Annotated in this window: 12 protein-coding genes; 11 read left to right on the forward strand and 1 reads right to left on the reverse strand. The window is 39.0% G+C overall.

What is annotated here, in order from left to right:
- Window positions 1-15: 15 nt before the first annotated feature.
- The 11 genes from DWW91_RS25540 to DWW91_RS25585 all read left to right on the forward strand — a co-directional run bounded on the left by DWW91_RS25540 (window position 16) and on the right by DWW91_RS25585 (window position 16,487).
- On the forward strand, window positions 16-609 hold the full coding sequence (locus DWW91_RS25540) for an RNA polymerase sigma factor (protein ID WP_007658568.1): 594 nt from the start codon (window positions 16-18) through the stop codon (window positions 607-609).
- 82 nt (window positions 610-691) lie between these two features.
- Window positions 692-868, forward strand: a complete 177-nt coding sequence (locus tag DWW91_RS27905) for a hypothetical protein (RefSeq protein WP_007658566.1) — start codon at window positions 692-694, stop codon at window positions 866-868.
- 76 nt (window positions 869-944) lie between these two features.
- On the forward strand, window positions 945-1,595 hold the full coding sequence (gene rpe, locus DWW91_RS25545) for a ribulose-phosphate 3-epimerase (RefSeq protein ID WP_007658563.1): 651 nt from the start codon (window positions 945-947) through the stop codon (window positions 1,593-1,595).
- A gap of 34 nt (window positions 1,596-1,629) precedes the next feature.
- Window positions 1,630-2,907, forward strand: coding sequence for a ComEC/Rec2 family competence protein (locus DWW91_RS25550; protein ID WP_187386443.1), 1,278 nt, complete (start codon window positions 1,630-1,632; stop codon window positions 2,905-2,907).
- A 45-nt stretch (window positions 2,908-2,952) separates the two neighbouring features.
- A complete protein-coding gene (locus DWW91_RS25555; protein WP_046147522.1) occupies window positions 2,953-4,002 on the forward strand; it encodes a bifunctional oligoribonuclease/PAP phosphatase NrnA in 1,050 nt (349 codons plus the stop codon).
- 55 nt (window positions 4,003-4,057) lie between these two features.
- A complete protein-coding gene (locus DWW91_RS25560) occupies window positions 4,058-4,639 on the forward strand; it encodes a DUF4827 family protein (RefSeq protein WP_046147521.1) in 582 nt (193 codons plus the stop codon).
- A 12-nt stretch (window positions 4,640-4,651) separates the two neighbouring features.
- A complete protein-coding gene (glmM, locus tag DWW91_RS25565) occupies window positions 4,652-6,040 on the forward strand; it encodes a phosphoglucosamine mutase (RefSeq protein WP_122329298.1) in 1,389 nt (462 codons plus the stop codon).
- A gap of 223 nt (window positions 6,041-6,263) precedes the next feature.
- Window positions 6,264-8,309, forward strand: coding sequence for a histidine kinase (locus DWW91_RS25570; RefSeq protein ID WP_010802577.1), 2,046 nt, complete (start codon window positions 6,264-6,266; stop codon window positions 8,307-8,309).
- A complete protein-coding gene (locus DWW91_RS25575; RefSeq protein ID WP_122329299.1) occupies window positions 8,306-9,076 on the forward strand; it encodes a LytTR family DNA-binding domain-containing protein in 771 nt (256 codons plus the stop codon). Before DWW91_RS25570 ends, DWW91_RS25575 begins: the two co-directional genes overlap by 4 nt.
- 184 nt (window positions 9,077-9,260) lie before the next feature.
- Window positions 9,261-13,841, forward strand: coding sequence for a hypothetical protein (locus DWW91_RS25580; protein WP_122329300.1), 4,581 nt, complete (start codon window positions 9,261-9,263; stop codon window positions 13,839-13,841).
- Between the two features lie 168 nt (window positions 13,842-14,009).
- A complete protein-coding gene (locus DWW91_RS25585; protein WP_007658552.1) occupies window positions 14,010-16,487 on the forward strand; it encodes a C10 family peptidase in 2,478 nt (825 codons plus the stop codon).
- Between the two features lie 33 nt (window positions 16,488-16,520).
- Here DWW91_RS25585 and DWW91_RS25590 read toward each other — a convergent pair whose 3' ends face one another.
- Window positions 16,521-17,012, reverse strand: coding sequence for an NUDIX domain-containing protein (locus DWW91_RS25590; RefSeq protein ID WP_122329301.1), 492 nt, complete (start codon window positions 17,010-17,012; stop codon window positions 16,521-16,523).
- Window positions 17,013-17,020: the final 8 nt, after the last annotated feature.

Here is a 17,020-nt window from a genome sequence, read left to right on the forward strand (position 1 = left end):
TAAAACATAGAAGTAATGAAGACTTTAAAATCGATGACCGACGAAGAACTGGTCGTCCTTTATGCGCAAGGTGATAATACTGCGTTTGATGTGTTGTTGAACCGTCATAAGAGCAGTATCCATTCCTACATTTACTTTATAGTCCGCAATAAAGAGTTAACAGAAGATATCTTTCAGGAGACTTTTGTTAAGGTGATCATGACTATTAAACAGGGCCGTTATACCGAAAACGGTAAGTTTAAAGCCTGGATTACACGTATTGCACATAATCTGATCATTGATAACTTCCGTCAGGAACGCAGTGAGAATACAGTGTCCAACGATGAGGTAGAAGTGGATCTGTTCAATAATATTAAACTTTGTGACGGAACGATTGAAGATAACATCGTGCGCCACCAGGTCCTGTCGGATGTGAAGAAGTTGGTGAAACATTTACCCGACAGCCAGCGTGAAGTACTGGAAATGCGTTATTACCAGGATCTGAGCTTTAAAGAAATTGCCGATATCACCGGTGTCAGCATTAATACGGCTTTGGGACGTATGCGTTATGCTATCCTGAACATGCGCCGTATGGCAGATGAGAACCGTATTGAGTTGTCTATGGCATAATCAGATAAAAATATTCTTCGGTTCATATAATAAGTAGAAAGTTCTCCCGTTTTATTATCAAACGATTAAAAAGGGGATGCCTATGAAGAGATTTTCTACTCAATGTATGGATGGATTGAAGGATAAAACTAAAAAGAACCGGAACGAGAAGAAGAGTACACCAAGCAGACAAACGCTTGATTTCCTGTCTCAGTTTGCACGGAGTTACCATGTGGAACCTGCGCTGCAACCGGAATTCGGTGGTTATGTGATGAACTAAGAAATTGAAGGAAAGAGGACACTTGCGCAGTGTTCTCTTTCTTTTTTTTGTACCTTTGCACAAAAGACTTGAAATTATGAAACATAAGATTGCTCCTTCTTTGCTGGCTGCCGATTTTCTGAACCTGCAAAAAGAGGTCGAAATGATAAATAACAGTGAGGCGGACTGGTTGCATATGGATATTATGGATGGTGTTTTTGTTCCGAATATCTCATTCGGCTTTCCCGTGCTGGATGCGGTAAAGCCTATCCTGAAAAAGCCGATGGATGTGCATCTGATGATTGTTGAACCCCAGAAGTTTGTCAAAGAGGTTGCTGAGGCTGGCGCTTATATGATGAATGTTCATTATGAGGCTTGTACCCATTTGCATCGTACCATCGGTGCGATAAAGGAAGCCGGCATGAAAGCGGCCGTTACCTTAAATCCGCATACGCCGATCAGTCTGCTGGAAGATATTATCCAGGATCTTGATATGGTATTGCTGATGTCGGTCAATCCCGGTTTCGGCGGACAACGTTTTATTGAACATTCGGTCAATAAAACGGCTCGTTTAAAAGAAATGATCCGGGCAAAAGGGCTGGATACTTTAATAGAAGTGGACGGTGGTGTGAATCTGGAAACCGGGAAGCGTTTGCTGGAAGCCGGTGCCGATGTGCTGGTTGCCGGTAGCTTTGTTTTCAGTTCTCCTGATCCGATACGAACGATAAAAGAATTGAAAGAAATGTAGAAAAGATAGATAACCAACCAAAACCGACCTTTGTATGATAATAAAAGAAATACAAAAGCGGCCGTTTATCAGGCCGCTTTTCATATGGATAACCGGAATCTTGTTGCAGGCCTTCTTCGATTGCAGCGTTGTCTCGCTGTTGTTGATTATCATTTCATTATTGGTTGTTGCGTTTTCTTATCTGATCCCGAAGGTTGAGTCCGAAAGCGGTAATTATGAATTGCGCTGGGTTTGGGGCGCGGTGTTTCTGTCCTTATTGCTTAGTTTTTCCATACAGTGGACAGCTTATTGGCAGGAGAGGGGAGATAGCAGTGAAACATCGCTTTTAATGGAACTGGGTGGGAAAGGACAGGAACGTTTGCTGGAGCCTTTTGAGCGACTGAATTTGTCGAAAGAGGAAAAGTCGGTGTTGACCACTATTACCCTCGGCTATCGTAAAGAGATGGATCGCGAGGTGAGGAAACGGTTTTCTGTTACGGGTGTAGCCCATTTGCTGGCTGTAAGCGGTTTTCATGTGGCTGTTGTTTGCGGATTCCTTTCTTTGCTGTTTTCTTTTTTACCAAAGAATAGTTTTTACAGTTGGCTGAGATACCTGTTGACGCTTTGTCTGCTTTGGAGTTTCGTGGTTATTACCGGGCTGGCTGCATCGGCTGTACGTGCCGGTTTGATGCTGACGCTTTATCTCACGGGGAGGGTACTCAGGCGGATGACTGACGGTTATAATACGTTGGCTGCCGCGGCTTTCTGTATGTTGGTGTTCAATCCGTTATATCTGTTTGATATTGGTTTTCAACTGAGTTATCTGGCTGTATTGTCTATTTTATATCTGCAACCTCGTCTGCAAAATCTTATTGTAGTGAGGAATCCGGTTATTGCGATACCCTGGGGATGGATTACGGTGACATTGGCTGCCCAGGCCGGGACAACCTTACTGTGTTTGTATTATTTCCGGCAGTTCTCGTTGGTTTTCCTGTGTACCAATTTACCTTTGACGTTCCTGGCTACCTTCCTTATTCCGGCCGGACTGATCTGGTTATTGCTTCCTGTAGGCATTCCGGGTTACGGATTATTACAATTATTTGTAGAGAAGCTAACGCATACATTGTTTTGGATTGTCGATGCCTTTAGCCGTGTAGAGGAGGCTGTCTTTTATGGGCGTATCGATTTACTATTGACCATATTGGGGTATGGTTCCATTTTTTCCTTCTTGTTATTTACGAAGACCAAACGTCCGGGAGTCCTTTTTGCCGGCTTGCTTCTATTGTTATTTATATTGTTTGATTTGCTTATTGAACGTTTTTTTACTGCGTAGAACGTAAAAAAGTAGTACCTTTGTCACTGTAAACAATGATAATATATGATTACAAAAATCATTCACGAAGAGAAAATTCAGAAAGCCAAGAAATACGTAGAGAAAGGCGAAAGTTTTGTTATTGTAACCCACGTTACTCCTGATGGTGACGCTCTCGGTTCTTCTTTGGGGTTGTACCATTTCCTTACTACTTACGGTAAAGACAATGTAACGGTTATTGTCCCGAATGAATTTCCGTCATTTTACAGATGGATGCCGGGGGCGAAAGATATTGTGATACATGAAAAGTATCCTGATTTTGCGGAACAGCTGATCCATGATGCAGATGTGATCTTCTGTCTGGATTTTAATGAACCCAAACGCATAGAGAAACTGGCGCCAGCGGTTATTGCATCGGAAGGGCGTAAGGTGATGATCGACCATCACTTGAATCCGGCTGACTTTTGCCGCGTAACAATGTCGTATCCGGAAATGTCATCAACGAGTGAGATGATTTTCCGTTTTATCTGTCGTATGGGGATGTTCGACCTAATGAGTAAAGAGGCGGCGGTATGTATTTATACCGGAATGATGACGGATACAGGTTCTTTTACCTATAACTCCAATAAACCGGAGATTTACACGATTGTCAGTGAGTTGATAAAGAAAGGTATAGACAAAGATCTGATATATCGTAAAGTATTCCAGGTGTATTCCGAATCTCGGTTACGGATGCAGGGATATGTTTTGTATGAAAAGATGAAGATTTATCCGGAACATCATGCGGCTTTGATAACTCTTTCAAAGGAGGAACTGGACCGGTTCCATTACAAAACAGGTGATACGGAAGGTTTTGTCAATATGCCGTTGAGCATCGAAGGAGTTACTTTTAGTGTCTTTATCCGTGAAGATAGGGATTACATTAAAGTATCTCTCCGGTCGGTAGGTGATTTCCCTTGCAATCAGTTTGCTTGTCAGTATTTTAATGGCGGTGGTCATAAAAATGCGTCAGGGGGAGAGTTTTTCGGCTCTTTAGAGGATGCTGTAGCTACGTTTGAGAAGGGATTAAAAGAATTTAATCCTAATAAAATAGAAGAAATAGAGAAACTTGCCTGAGATATGGCAGATATTATTTACATTTGTCGCTCATTTATACATTAAAGAATAACAGATGAAGAAAGGTTTTTATATCCTGATGATTTTGTGTGCAGCCCTGATGGTGGTGTCATGCGATAAAACGAAGTCGTACACTGAGAGGTTGAAGGATGAGAGGAAAGCGATTGATCGGTTGATTGATCATGAAGGATTTAAGATTCTTAAAAACTACCCGTCGGATGGCGTTTTTAAGGAAAATGAATTTGTGAAGTTGGATAATGATGTGTATCTGAATGTGATTGACTCAGGTAATGGAAATCGGGCAGTATTGGGCACAACTAAAGTTTTTTGTCGTTTCGAAGCTAAAGGAATCTTAGATTCTGATACTGCATATAACATGGTTAATAATCTGACTTATGGACCTGGATATTATGGCTTCCCTACAGAATTTGTATTTGGCTATAATGTTTACTCCGGGGAGAGTAGAAGTTATGATCCGGATTTATTTGTAGGTGAAGGGTTGGCTACAGCTTTATACCATGTAGGAGAAGGCGCTACTGTCAGAATGATTGTTCCATTTAAGAGAATGGGCAATTATTTCCAAAGCAGTTATGTTCCTGTTTATTTTAGTAAAGTAAAATATACATTCGAAAAATAATCTAACATACTTATGACTCTAATTAAATCTATTTCCGGTATTCGCGGTACAATAGGCGGAGCATCGGAAGACGGATTGAATCCGTTAGCCATTGTGAAGTTTGTAGCAGCTTATGCTACCTTCATCAGAAAAAACACGACAGTTACAACAAACAAAATCGTAGTAGGACGTGATGCCCGTATCTCCGGCCCGATGGTAAAACAGGTGGTTTTGGGTACGCTTACCGGTATGGGATTTGATGTGGTCGATATCGACCTGGCTACAACTCCGACTACTGAATTAGCCGTTGCTATGGAAGGCGCTTGCGGTGGCATTATCCTGACTGCAAGCCATAATCCGAAACAGTGGAATGCCTTGAAGTTATTGAACGAAAAAGGAGAGTTCCTGAATGCTGCCGAAGGTGCTGAAGTTTTGGATATTGCAGCTTCTGAAAGTTTTGAATTTGCCGATGTGGATCATTTGGGAAAAGTGATCGTCAATAATACATATAATCAGAAACATATCGAGAGTGTACTCAATCTTGACCTGGTGGATGTAGAAGCGATTAAAGCGGCTAACTTCCGGGTGGCTATTGATGCTGTAAACTCAGTGGGTGGTATTGTTTTGCCGGATTTACTTTATGCTTTGGGTGTGAAGGAAATCTTTAAACTGCATTGTGCACCTCACGGAAATTTCTCTCATAATCCGGAACCTATTCCTGAAAACCTGACAGAGATTTCAGACCTGATGAAACATGCTAAAGCGGATGTCGGTTTTGTTGTCGATCCGGACGTAGACCGTTTGGCTATTATCTGTGAAGATGGTGAAATGTTTGGTGAAGAGTACACATTGGTGGCAGTAGCCGATTATATATTGAGTCATACGCCGGGTAATACGGTAAGTAACCTGAGTTCAAGCCGTGCGTTACGTGATGTAACCCGTGCCCATGGTTGCGAATATAATGCAGCTGCGGTAGGTGAAGTAAACGTTGTTACAAAGATGAAAGCGACAAATGCTGTGATTGGTGGTGAAGGTAACGGTGGTGTGATCTATCCGGCCAGCCATTACGGTCGTGATGCTTTGGTTGGTATTGCCTTGTTCCTGACTCATCTGGCAAAGAAGAAAATGAAAACAAGCGAATTACGTGCCAGCTATCCTCCGTATTTTATCTCCAAGCAGAAAGTACAGCTGACTCCGGAGATCGATGTGGATGCAATCCTGGCTAAGGTGAAAGAAAAATTTGCTCAGTATGATATCACTGATATCGATGGTGTAAAGATCGACTTCCCTGACAAATGGGTTCACCTCCGTAAAAGTAATACCGAACCGATCATCCGTATCTATTCCGAAGCTCACACCATGAAAGAAGCTGAAGAAATCGGCGGCGAGTTGATTGCGGTGATTAATGAGATGTGTAAGTAAAGATTGCAAATCATATAAATAAAAAGAGGGTGCTCACTAAAAGTGAAGCATCCTCTTTTGTGTTAAAAAACGATCTGAATAGAATGTAATTAGCGAATTTGTTACTTATCCTATTAAATATGCCATTTAATAGGAATAAATTAATTTTATACGTTAAAATAGAATCGGATGATTGTAAATGTCATAATATTTTAAGTCCTTTGTTAAAAAAGGAACTAGAAGTATGGAAATACAACGATCGACGCCATATGGGATATTGATAATCCTGATTACTGTTTTATTTAGTTGTTCATATTATCAGCATAAAGAAGATGCTGAGACGATTAGGACAGATTCTTTACTTTCTATTTATATAGACTCAATAGCCGTGAATCCATTAAAAGTGGTTTCGATATTGCGAGATAACCAGAGAAATGTATCGGACAGCTTAAACTATTATTATTTGCAGCAAACTATTTCCCGGTGTTATTACTTCGGCAACCGGATAGACTCTGCTTTCTTATTAACCGATGAAATACTGAGATATATTGAAAAGCAACCCGAAATGAATAATCGCTTGCGGAAGTTGTCAGGAGATACGTATAATAGTCGGGGAGTTTTCTTTCAGGAAATGAATCAATGGGATTCTGCTATTGTCTGTTTGCATAATGCTTCTGAAGCATTATTGCAGGCAAACGTTCAAAACCGTTTGCCTGCAATACATACCTATATTAATATGGCTGATAGTTATCAGCATAAGGGTGATTATGGATGGGCAGGTTTTTATTATCGCAAGGCATTGTTCCTCTCCGACTCTATTGGGATGGGCGATAAGATGAACTATTCGATTTATTCAGGACTAGCCAAATTATATTTGGAGTTGGAAAACTATCCTTTATCTGATTCTTATTTTAAAAAAGCAGAACAGTATTGGGATAAAGGGAATGAATATGAACAGTATTATTTTGCAAACTCCAGAGGTAACTATTATTATGTAACCAAAGAATACGATGATGCGTTAATTTGGTTTCAAAGGGCTAATACGATTGTTGCAGACTTTTCTCAACCTATTTACCGGAGTATAGTAGAAGGGAATATCGGTGAAATATATTTATTGAAGGAGCAGCCTGATTCTGCCCGTCTTTATCTGGAACGATCGGTAGCATCCTTCGGGCAAACGGTTTTGCAACAACCTGGTACAAAGTTTTATATAGATGGTTTGTTTGCTTCTCTGGCGCTACAGGAGAATAATTTGCAGGAAGCAGCCCGTTTACTGGAACAACCCTATGATACACTCCACACCGATCTTTTGTATCAATACTATCATCATAAACGCCTAGAAGAGTTATACCGGAAAAAGAAAGATTATGCAAAAGCTTATAATTACAGAAAAAAGGCCGATCTGTGTGGAGATTCTATACGAAATATGAAGACCGAAAATAGTATTCGCGAAACAGATTTCCGTTATCGGCAAGATACTATTCTTTTGAAGAAGAATATCAGTATCACCCGAGCAGAAGCCAAAGCGTATCAGTGGAAGTGGATTGCCTGGATAGTCGGACTTGGATTTATTGTGGTTGTTTTGTTGATGGTTTGTGTGGTATTTTATTTCCGCCGTAAAAAGGAGCTGCGATACAAACAGCAGAAGGAAACAATAATCCAACTGCGTATGGCAGTTGTCAGAAATCGTATTGCCCCACATTATATATTTAATGTACTGAATTCAGTGATGCCTATTTTTCGCCGTTATGAGGAGCTTTCCGAACCTGTAAATTTGCTGATTGATGTATTGAGAGGCGATTTGCTTTCGTCAGAACAACTGGCGGTTTCGTTGGAAAAAGAAATTAGCTTTGTAAGAAAGTATCTGAAATTGAAAATGTTGGGTGATTCGAATAGTATCCGTGTAGAATGGTGTATTTCAGCCGATGTATCTTTGGATACATTGATACCTTCAATGTTCATCCAGATACCTGTGGAGAATGCAGTCAAGTATGCTTTTAATGCCGATTGTCAGACCCCCATTATCTTTATAGGAATTGAGGTCAAAGATGAGGAACTTCATATTAAGATTAAAGATAACGGCATTGGCTATAATTTTGGAGCACATGTTGGAGATGAAAGAAGTACAGGGCAGGGTCTTAAAATATTATACCGCACAACAGAACTTTTGAATACTCATAATATACGAAAGATGAAATTTTCAATTCAAAACCAACAATCTTCCTTACGAGAAGATCATGGAACCTGCGTTTCATTAATTGTTCCACTTAATTACAACTTTGCTTTATGAATACAAATGAGATTATGACTATTATTGTTGATGATGAACCGACTTGCATAAAAAGTCTGGCAAACGACTTATCACGTTTTTCCGATATACATATTGTGGTTACCTGCACTTCTCCTGATAATGCTGCTCGTGAAATAGTCCGTCTTCAACCGGATTTACTTTTTCTTGATGTTGAGATGCCCGGTATGTCTGGCCTGGAACTTTTAAGCCGTATTCAATCAGATATTCATTCAGATATGCATGTCGTTTTTTATACAGCTTATGATAAATACCTTTTGGATGCCATCCGTGCTTCTGCTTTTGATTATTTGTTGAAACCATATAAATTGAAAGAGCTGGATGATTTGATAACCCGGTATCGTTCCCATATTGCCCAAAGTGATAAAGTGAATATTGAGCAGTCTTTGCGTAGAATGTTATTATATAATAATAAATTAGCTGTCCAGACTGTTTCTGGATTAGTTCTGGTAAAATGTGAAGATATTCTTCTTTTCCTATACCAGAAAGAGCAACGTTGTTGGCAAATGATGCTTGTGCCTGACCGCAAACTTTATAAACTCCGCATGAGTACTACTGCAAAAGACTTGTTAGGTATTAATCCTTCATTCGTACAGATCAGTCAGGATTGCATCGTAAATCTTAACTATTTATGTACGATAGAAAATGTAACACTGAAGTGCGGATTGTATCCACCGTTTACAGATATTGATTTAACGGTGTCGCAGAGGTATTACAGAAGACTAAGAGATGTGTTGGATATATTGTGAATTTATTAAAATTAGTGTATTTATGAATGAATTGGTGTCGCTTATCACAGTGATCTGTTAGATAATCGTTGTTAGCATATTTCCGAAATTTGAGTGTCTTTTTATTAAATACATTTGTCTGTAAACAATGCATAAAATGCATTAGATTGTAAGGGGCAGATAATTTACTAAAATTACATAGAATATGAAAAAAAGGTACACTCGTAGATTTGCTGTTATGATGTGGTTAAGTTTAATCGGTCTTTTACCGATGATGGCCCAAGTAACAAAACCCATAGAGATTAAATCTATGGAACAATTGCAGGAAGTATTATCATCACCTCGATTAAGAAGTGATGCAGTAACAGATCTACCTATTACTGCAAATGGAATACTAGTTGATAAAAACGTATCGGTGAATGCCGGTTCATATAGAATGCATGGTGGCCCCTTAATTCGGGCCGAAGGCTATACCGGTATTCTTCTTACTGTAAAAGCCGGTGGAAATATTGCGATTGAAAACACGATTGATGGAGCAAATATTGATGCTCAAAATATGCCATTGATCCAAATCGAGAAAGAGGGGATATTGTCTCTAGAGAAAGATGGGGTTTTCAAGAATAATAAAGGAATAGAGCATGCATTATGTCTCCTGAATTATGGACTCTTTAATTTAAATGGAGGAACAATAACAGGAAATTTGGGTGGTGGAAATCATGTTATAGCTAATTTTGGTGTAGCGAATTTGAACAGCGGACAAATAGTAAAGAATGAAGCTTCCGGTTCCGTTTATGTAGGCAGCCCTGGTACTGTTTCTCTGAATTCATCAAATGTTACTCTTAATGGAACAGATGCAACTCTATTTGTGGAGCGGGGTTCTCCTTTGAAATTAACATCTTCTCTAAAATATGAAATTACAATTGAAACTGTAATGGACGAAGGCGACATTGTAGCTGTCGGATCAGGTAATTATCGCTTGACAGAAAATGATCTTGCAAAGATGATTCATAAAAGTACCCAGCATCCGGACTTGGTTTTTAAATTGGAAAACAACCAGGTGATATTATCTAAACCTTCTTCTGGAACGGGGGAAATAACTACACCGGAAGAGCTGCAGGATGCGATTAATAAAGCGCCAGGCACAGTAAATAATCCCACAGTAATAGAAATTAAAGGTGATATAACATTGACCAAAACCATCGAAATAACCAATAAATATGTTATTTTGACAGGTGGAACTATTTCAAATGGAATTACAACTGATCCAGCGACTTTGTTTAAAATCAATTCCGGCCAATTAATTTTCCAGAAGATTACTATTGACGGAGGGAACACAGGTCCTGCTATGCCATATCATATGTCTTGCCTCGTTAATTTACAAGGCGGAACAGTAATTATGAATGAAGGGGCTATATTGACCGGAGCTGGTCTAACTGGTGATGTTTCTGCCGTTTGGATATTCAAGGGGGAATTCATTATGAATGGTGGACAAATCACTAAGAACTATTTCTATGGTGGTTTATCTATGGCCAGTGTCGTTAGTATTTATGACGGAAGTTTCACAATGAATGGTGGTGAGATATTTAATAATGTAGGAAGCGATTATTATATTGTAGGATTGTTCGGCTATTCCAGCAAAGTGAAGTTTGTATTTAATGGAGGAATGATTTATCAAAATACAGGAGGATACCTTCGTTTAGCCACAGGTGACTTTATTATAGATAAAAACACTCCGGATCAGTTTATTAGAGATGCAATTCAAATTCAGAGTGAGAGTGTAATTTACATAAAACAAAGATTACTTTTTACTCTTACCATACAATTTAATGTAAATTGGACTATCCCTGATAATTTTGTATTAGCCAGAGGATATTCCGGCTATCAGATTACCGAAGATGATTTAAAGAAAATCAAGCTACCAGACGGTTATACTTTGGTTTTATCGAATAATACTATAATTATTAAGAAATCTGGTAGTAGTGGTGAAATTACGGATGTAGACGGACTTCAGGCTGCTATTGATGCAGCTTCGGTTGGCTCTATTGATAATCCTACATTAATAACAATCAATAAGTCGTTTGCTATTACAAAAACTATTCTGATTAAAAAGAAGCATATAAAGTTAACCGGAGAAACTTTGACAGCCGGAGTTACTACAGCAAATTACTGCCGTATGTTTGATGTGATGGATGGTGGGGCACTGATTTTGGAAAAAATTACTTTGGATGGTAAGTTTGGCAGTTATTGTTCTTTTGCCCGGGTAGATGCTTCTTCTTCGTTTATCATGCATAGTCAGGCTATTTTACAGAGTGCACAAAGTGGTGAAAATTGGCTTTCATTAGAGATTGCAGGCAGTTTTGTTATGGACGGAGGAACTATTCGTAACAATGTAGGTAATAAATGTCCTGTTATTTATTTGGCTCCGACTAGCAAATGGACTTATACCGGTGGAAATATTATCGATAATAAGTCGACTGTAGATAACGCTGTATATTCAATAGTAACCTCTTTGGGACAAGCTACGCTGAAAACATGCGAGATTATAGGCAATTCAGGTATTGCTATTTTATGTGGTGGGTCAATAAATATTGATGGTGCAAGTTTCTCTCAGAATACTTGTGCTTTAGGATTATCCAGTAAAGGTACTGTCTATGTAAAGAATAATAGGGGATTAAATGATCAGGTTTATTATTTATCGGAATCAGGTACTAACTATTTGGCTATTCAATCATCTCTTGTTGCAGATATAAATATTAATGTGGTCTCAACGGTTGTGAAAGAAGGATTTGTTTTGGCTAAAGGTTCCGGTTATACCCTTACCGAATCAGATTTGAAAAGATTTGTTTTAACTTCTGCTTTAGCAAAGAATTGGATTGTGAAATTAGTTGATAATACGGTTGTTTTATCAAAAGAAGGCTCATCATCCGATATCGATACTCAAGAGAAGCTTCAGGCAGCCATCGATGCATCCAAAGGAACAGCAAGTGCGCCGGCAACAATCACTATCTCTAAAGAAATATTGATTTATCGTTCTATTCTGATCAGGAATAAATATGTGAAACTGACAGGTGGTATCTTAAAGAATGCAGCCAGTGCCGATTTGCGTATGTTTGATGTTGGTTCAGGCTATCTTGGATTGACTAATATTACTTTAGACGGTAATAAGAAAAATGCAACAGGTTATTGTACCTTGATCGAAATGAACGGTGGAAGTTGTGAGTTATTGGAAGGAACAACCTTGACAAATGCACTGGCTAGGGGAGGTAGTGATGCCGTTGTTTCTATAGCCCATGGTTCTTTGGCTTTTAAAGCTGGTTCTATATCAGGAAATACAAGTGAAGGCGGAGATGTTATCTGGGTGAGCGGATCAGGAAACTTTTCAATGACAGGAGGTTCAGTTACCGGAAATAATAATAGCGGACGATATATTATGGCCGCAATTGAAATGACTTATGGAGTAATGAACTTATCCGGCGGTTCTATTGGCAATAATAGTGGTAACCGGTATGGTTTGTATGTGACTAAACCTTTTACGTTAGGTGGAAATGCCAAGATTGAGGAGGTAATCATATTGAGTGGTGAAGGTAAAATTTTGGTTTCGTCTGCCTTGAAGAATAAGGTTACGATCGGTTATATGAAAACTAACATGCCTTCAGGAACGATTGTAGCAAGTGGAACTGGCAATTATAAATTAACTGAAGCCGATGTAAAGCAGTTCACATATCGATATGCTAACACCTACAGTTTCTCTTTAAGCGGAAATGATATAGTATTGACCAATCTGGATGCTGTCAATAAGCTGTTTAATGTTAAAGTTGAAACGTATAAGGACGGAATACTATCTGTTGATAGAGCGACGGCTAAAGAAAATGAGTTAGTGACGGTAACGGTGAAACCTGCGTCCGGTAAGAAACTTTATACAGAAATGTTACGTTATAATGACGTGAATAAACTGACTTCGACAAATAAAGAAAACGTTTATATATTTAAAATGCCACCGGCTAATGTTCTGGTTACTGCTTCATTTATTCCGGAACAGGTACATGTGGAACCTGTCGACACTGCGGGCGCAGGTTTTAAGCCGGATGATGATTTGATTCCTGATGGAGCTATCAGCGATTTAGAGACTCTTATTGATCGTTTAGGCGGAGGAAATCCTCCAATGGATATGAAGCCGGAAGCTAACCCCGTTCCTGAAAATAAATTATCGGATCCATTAAGTGATGCCGTTGATAAAGCCAAAGGAAATGGAGATGATGTTATCGGTTCGTTAGCAGAGTTAATAACTCTTGTCACTAAAAATACAAGTGGAGTAGTCCTGACAACGGAAGTCCTTTATGCATTGCCTAGTAAGGTCACTTTACGTGTCTATCTGCCTAACCGTTTGATTGTTAGTGAACAATTGAGAGCTTCCGGCACATCTAATTATTATATTCTGAATGAATGTGAAGGTAATGTGACCCGAATTGAGCCAACATACGATCCTAATGAAAATACATTGATGTTTAGCACAGATAAATTGGGTACGTTTGTCGTACTGAATGAAAACACCCCGACTGCTAACGGAGGTATTGTTAAAGATAATGTACAGATTTCTGTTGTAGAAGGACAGATTGTTGTAAAAGGCTTGCAACATGGTGCATATTACACTATCTATGATTTTTCAGGAAGATTATTGAAACGTGCTGTTTATAAAGGTGAAACAGTGCTTTATCGTCCGGAACTTAGTGGTAGCTACATCATCGATTACTCCAGTGGTAGCCGGAAAGTGTTTTTTAGCAAATAAGCGTAGGTAATTACGCATCAACAAACAAGTAAATAAAACCGTTCATTCTTAATCATTGCATATTAATCATATTGTTTTCTTTATGTTTAAGTGAGTGATTTATGAGTGAATGGTTTCATTGTCAAATCAAATTGATTATGTGAAGCAAATAAATTTAATTATTGAGTTATGAAAAAATGGTTTCTATTAATTATATCTTTTATATCCATAACCTGGGTATATGCAGAAAATGTATCTGTCGATCAAGCGATGCAGGTGGCCATGAATTTCTCACAGCAAATACCAGGTAATCAGTTACGAAGCGGGCAAACTTTACAATTGGCTTATACGGCACGTCCTAATCTGCGTTCAGGAGAAGTTGATGCTTATTATTATGTATTCAACAGTGGAAGCAAGGGTGGATATATAATAGTATCAGGCGATGACCGTGCTTATCCTATACTCGGTTATTCTACTTCCGGTAATTTTTCTTATGAGACTGTGCCGGATAACATGAAATGTTGGCTTGAGGGATATGAAGATGAAATTCAGTATGCTTGTGCAAATGGCATAGAGCAGGATACTGAAATCAAAGAACAATGGCAAATGCTAGTTCAGGGAACTAAACTTCCGGTTTTACGTAGTCAGACATTACTGACTACTGCCAAATGGAATCAAGATATGCCGTTTAATAATAAATGTCCTCAAATTCAGGGTAAGAATGCATTAACAGGATGTGTGGCAACCTCTATGGGGATAGTCATGAAGTATCATAAGTATCCGGATCAAGGAACAGGTAGTGCTACTACTTCTCAAGGTTCTTATAAGGCTAACTTTGGAATTGCCTATTTATGGGATAAGATGCTGGACGATTATCGTGCAGACTATACAGTGGATAATGTGGATGCCATGGCGACTCTTCTTTATCATTGTGGTGTAAGTTGCGATATGCAGTATGGTGTAAGTGCCAGTTCTGCCCAGACCGCACGAATCGTTGATGCTTTAACCCAATATTTTAGGTATGATAAAGCTATTTCTTGCATGGACAAAGATGATTATGATGCTTCTGAATGGCAAAAAATGTTGACGGATGAGTTGATTACTAATCAGCGACCGGTTATTTATAATGGTTCTGGTACAGATGGGCATGCATTTGTTATAGATGGTTTTGATGGCAGTATGTATCATATAAATTGGGGGTGGGGAGGTTATTTAGATGACTGGTTCTCATTAACGGCATTAAAACCGGATAATCATGATTATACTTATGAACAAGGCATGATTATAAACATTAAACCTGATGAGGGAGGACAAAGTCTGAATGAGATTCGAATTTCAAATGCAAGTGGATATACAGGCGGTTTGAAAGTAAATACAACACCAGCTCAGGGAGGAACGTTTACACTTACAGTCTCTGGGATAAGATGTCTCTCACCAAGTTTTACATCCTCTTTATCTATTGCACATTTTGATAAAGAAAAGAATCTGAAAGAAGTGGTTGCAACCCCGCGGAACTTTTCTTTTAATCCTTATAGATATTATTATAATGTATCATTTTCGTGTAAAATTACAGAGCCTATAGAGGAAGGAGATTGTTTATATCTGGTTTCAAAAGCAGGTAATGAGGATTATAAAATAGTAGAAGGCGGCCCGAATGTTGCGGATGTGATTAATCTGACGGCTGGAGCCAAGGTCAATACATACCAAGTGACTTGGAATAGTTTATCTGGTGTTACTCTCACTTCGGAAAAGGGATATAATGCTGATGCTGTTACTGAAGGAGATGATTTTAAATTTAAAATTACGAATACAACCACAAATACAGTTATTGTTAAAAATGGCAATACAGAACTCAAACCAAATGCTAAAGGCATATATACATTATCGAATATCCGGGAAGATATTCATTTGATCTTATCTTTCGGAGAACCGATAGTTCCTGTCTATACGGTTATTTTACCATCCGTTATTGGATTCGATATTCAATCGGTTTCCGGTTATGATCCGCTATCGATATCAGAGGGAGGAGATTTTGAATTTACCGTTATTCCTCGATCCGGTTATGAGGAATATAGTATAACGGTACGAGTGAATGGTACAATAATAGAACCGGACAGTAACGGACATTATATGATCCATAATATTCAAGCGAATCAGACGGTTGAAGTAATCGGAACGGCACCAGACCCGGAAGTTGTCTATCATATTGTAACATTGCCGGAAGTAGAAGGCGTAACAACCGATCCTGAACCGGGGGATCATAAGGTGGAAAATGAGAAAGATTTCACTTTTTCTCTTGTACTCGATAAAGAATACAACCAGTCTGTACCTCTTGTCACAACAGACCGGGGGGATATTATTAGTCCGGATCGGGATGGCAGATATACTATTGAAAATATCTGTGAACCGATAGTAATCAAGATTGATGGAATTAAAAAGAACACAGATGTTGCCAATGAAAAAATTGATGTCAGTAAAATAAAGGTAACAACCTCCGATGGTACTGTTTGTATTTTTGCACCGCAACCAATGAAAGCCTACATAATGACATTCAATGGTGGTGTCTATAAAAATCTGGGAACTGTAAGCGGAGACACACGTGTGCAGTTGCCAAGCGGTCAGTATATCGTGGTTGTCGGCGGAGATTCGTTCAAGGTTATTTTGTAAATGGCCTGAAATACATTATAGAGATTTAATATGTCATAGAAATAACCTTTTAAACTCCTGTTCAAAGTTAGGAGTAAACATGTTTTCTCCTAACTTCGACTTGATTTCTTTGAGCGACCAGAAACGTCCGCCGTCCAGTTCCTCGGTGTCCGGTTTGATTTCTCCGTTGTAAATTGTGCGGAATGTATTGACTAGCTCTTTTTCGATAGTTGATTCAAAGACGTAACGGGTGATGAATTGGGGAGTGAATGCTGTAATGCCTAACTCCTCACGGACTTCCCGGCGGAGAGCTTCTTCGACCGTTTCCCCGTAATCGATATGTCCTCCGACAGCCGTATCCCATTTACCGGGTTGGATATCTTTGGTCATGGAACGTTTTTGCAGATATAGTTCTCCGGCATCGTTAAAGATATGTAGATGGATGACCGGATGCAGTTGTTTGCTTCCGCTATGACATTCTTTTCGGGTCGCTTTACCTATTGTTTCTCCCATTTCGTTGACTAAGGGGAACCATTCTTCTTTCATAAGTCGAT

Origin of the sequence: Parabacteroides sp. AF17-3, from assembly GCF_003635445.1 — a bacterium.
In the GTDB taxonomy this organism is placed as follows: Bacteria; Bacteroidota; Bacteroidia; order Bacteroidales; family Tannerellaceae; genus Parabacteroides; species Parabacteroides goldsteinii.

Excerpts from the sequence above, each read along its gene's own strand:
- DWW91_RS25540 (WP_007658568.1), top strand. The coding sequence starts at position 16 with ATGAAGACTTTAAAATCGATGACCGACGAAGAACTGGTCGTCCTTTAT.
- DWW91_RS27905 (WP_007658566.1), top strand. The coding sequence starts at position 692 with ATGAAGAGATTTTCTACTCAATGTATGGATGGATTGAAGGATAAAACT.
- rpe (WP_007658563.1), top strand. The coding sequence starts at position 945 with ATGAAACATAAGATTGCTCCTTCTTTGCTGGCTGCCGATTTTCTGAAC.
- DWW91_RS25550 (WP_187386443.1), top strand. The coding sequence starts at position 1,630 with ATGATAATAAAAGAAATACAAAAGCGGCCGTTTATCAGGCCGCTTTTC.
- DWW91_RS25555 (WP_046147522.1), top strand. The coding sequence starts at position 2,953 with ATGATTACAAAAATCATTCACGAAGAGAAAATTCAGAAAGCCAAGAAA.
- DWW91_RS25560 (WP_046147521.1), top strand. The coding sequence starts at position 4,058 with ATGAAGAAAGGTTTTTATATCCTGATGATTTTGTGTGCAGCCCTGATG.
- glmM (WP_122329298.1), top strand. The coding sequence starts at position 4,652 with ATGACTCTAATTAAATCTATTTCCGGTATTCGCGGTACAATAGGCGGA.
- DWW91_RS25570 (WP_010802577.1), top strand. The coding sequence starts at position 6,264 with ATGGAAATACAACGATCGACGCCATATGGGATATTGATAATCCTGATT.
- DWW91_RS25575 (WP_122329299.1), top strand. The coding sequence starts at position 8,306 with ATGAATACAAATGAGATTATGACTATTATTGTTGATGATGAACCGACT.
- DWW91_RS25580 (WP_122329300.1), top strand. The coding sequence starts at position 9,261 with ATGAAAAAAAGGTACACTCGTAGATTTGCTGTTATGATGTGGTTAAGT.
- DWW91_RS25585 (WP_007658552.1), top strand. The coding sequence starts at position 14,010 with ATGAAAAAATGGTTTCTATTAATTATATCTTTTATATCCATAACCTGG.
- DWW91_RS25590 (WP_122329301.1), bottom strand. The coding sequence starts at position 17,012 with ATGAAAGAAGAATGGTTCCCCTTAGTCAACGAAATGGGAGAAACAATA.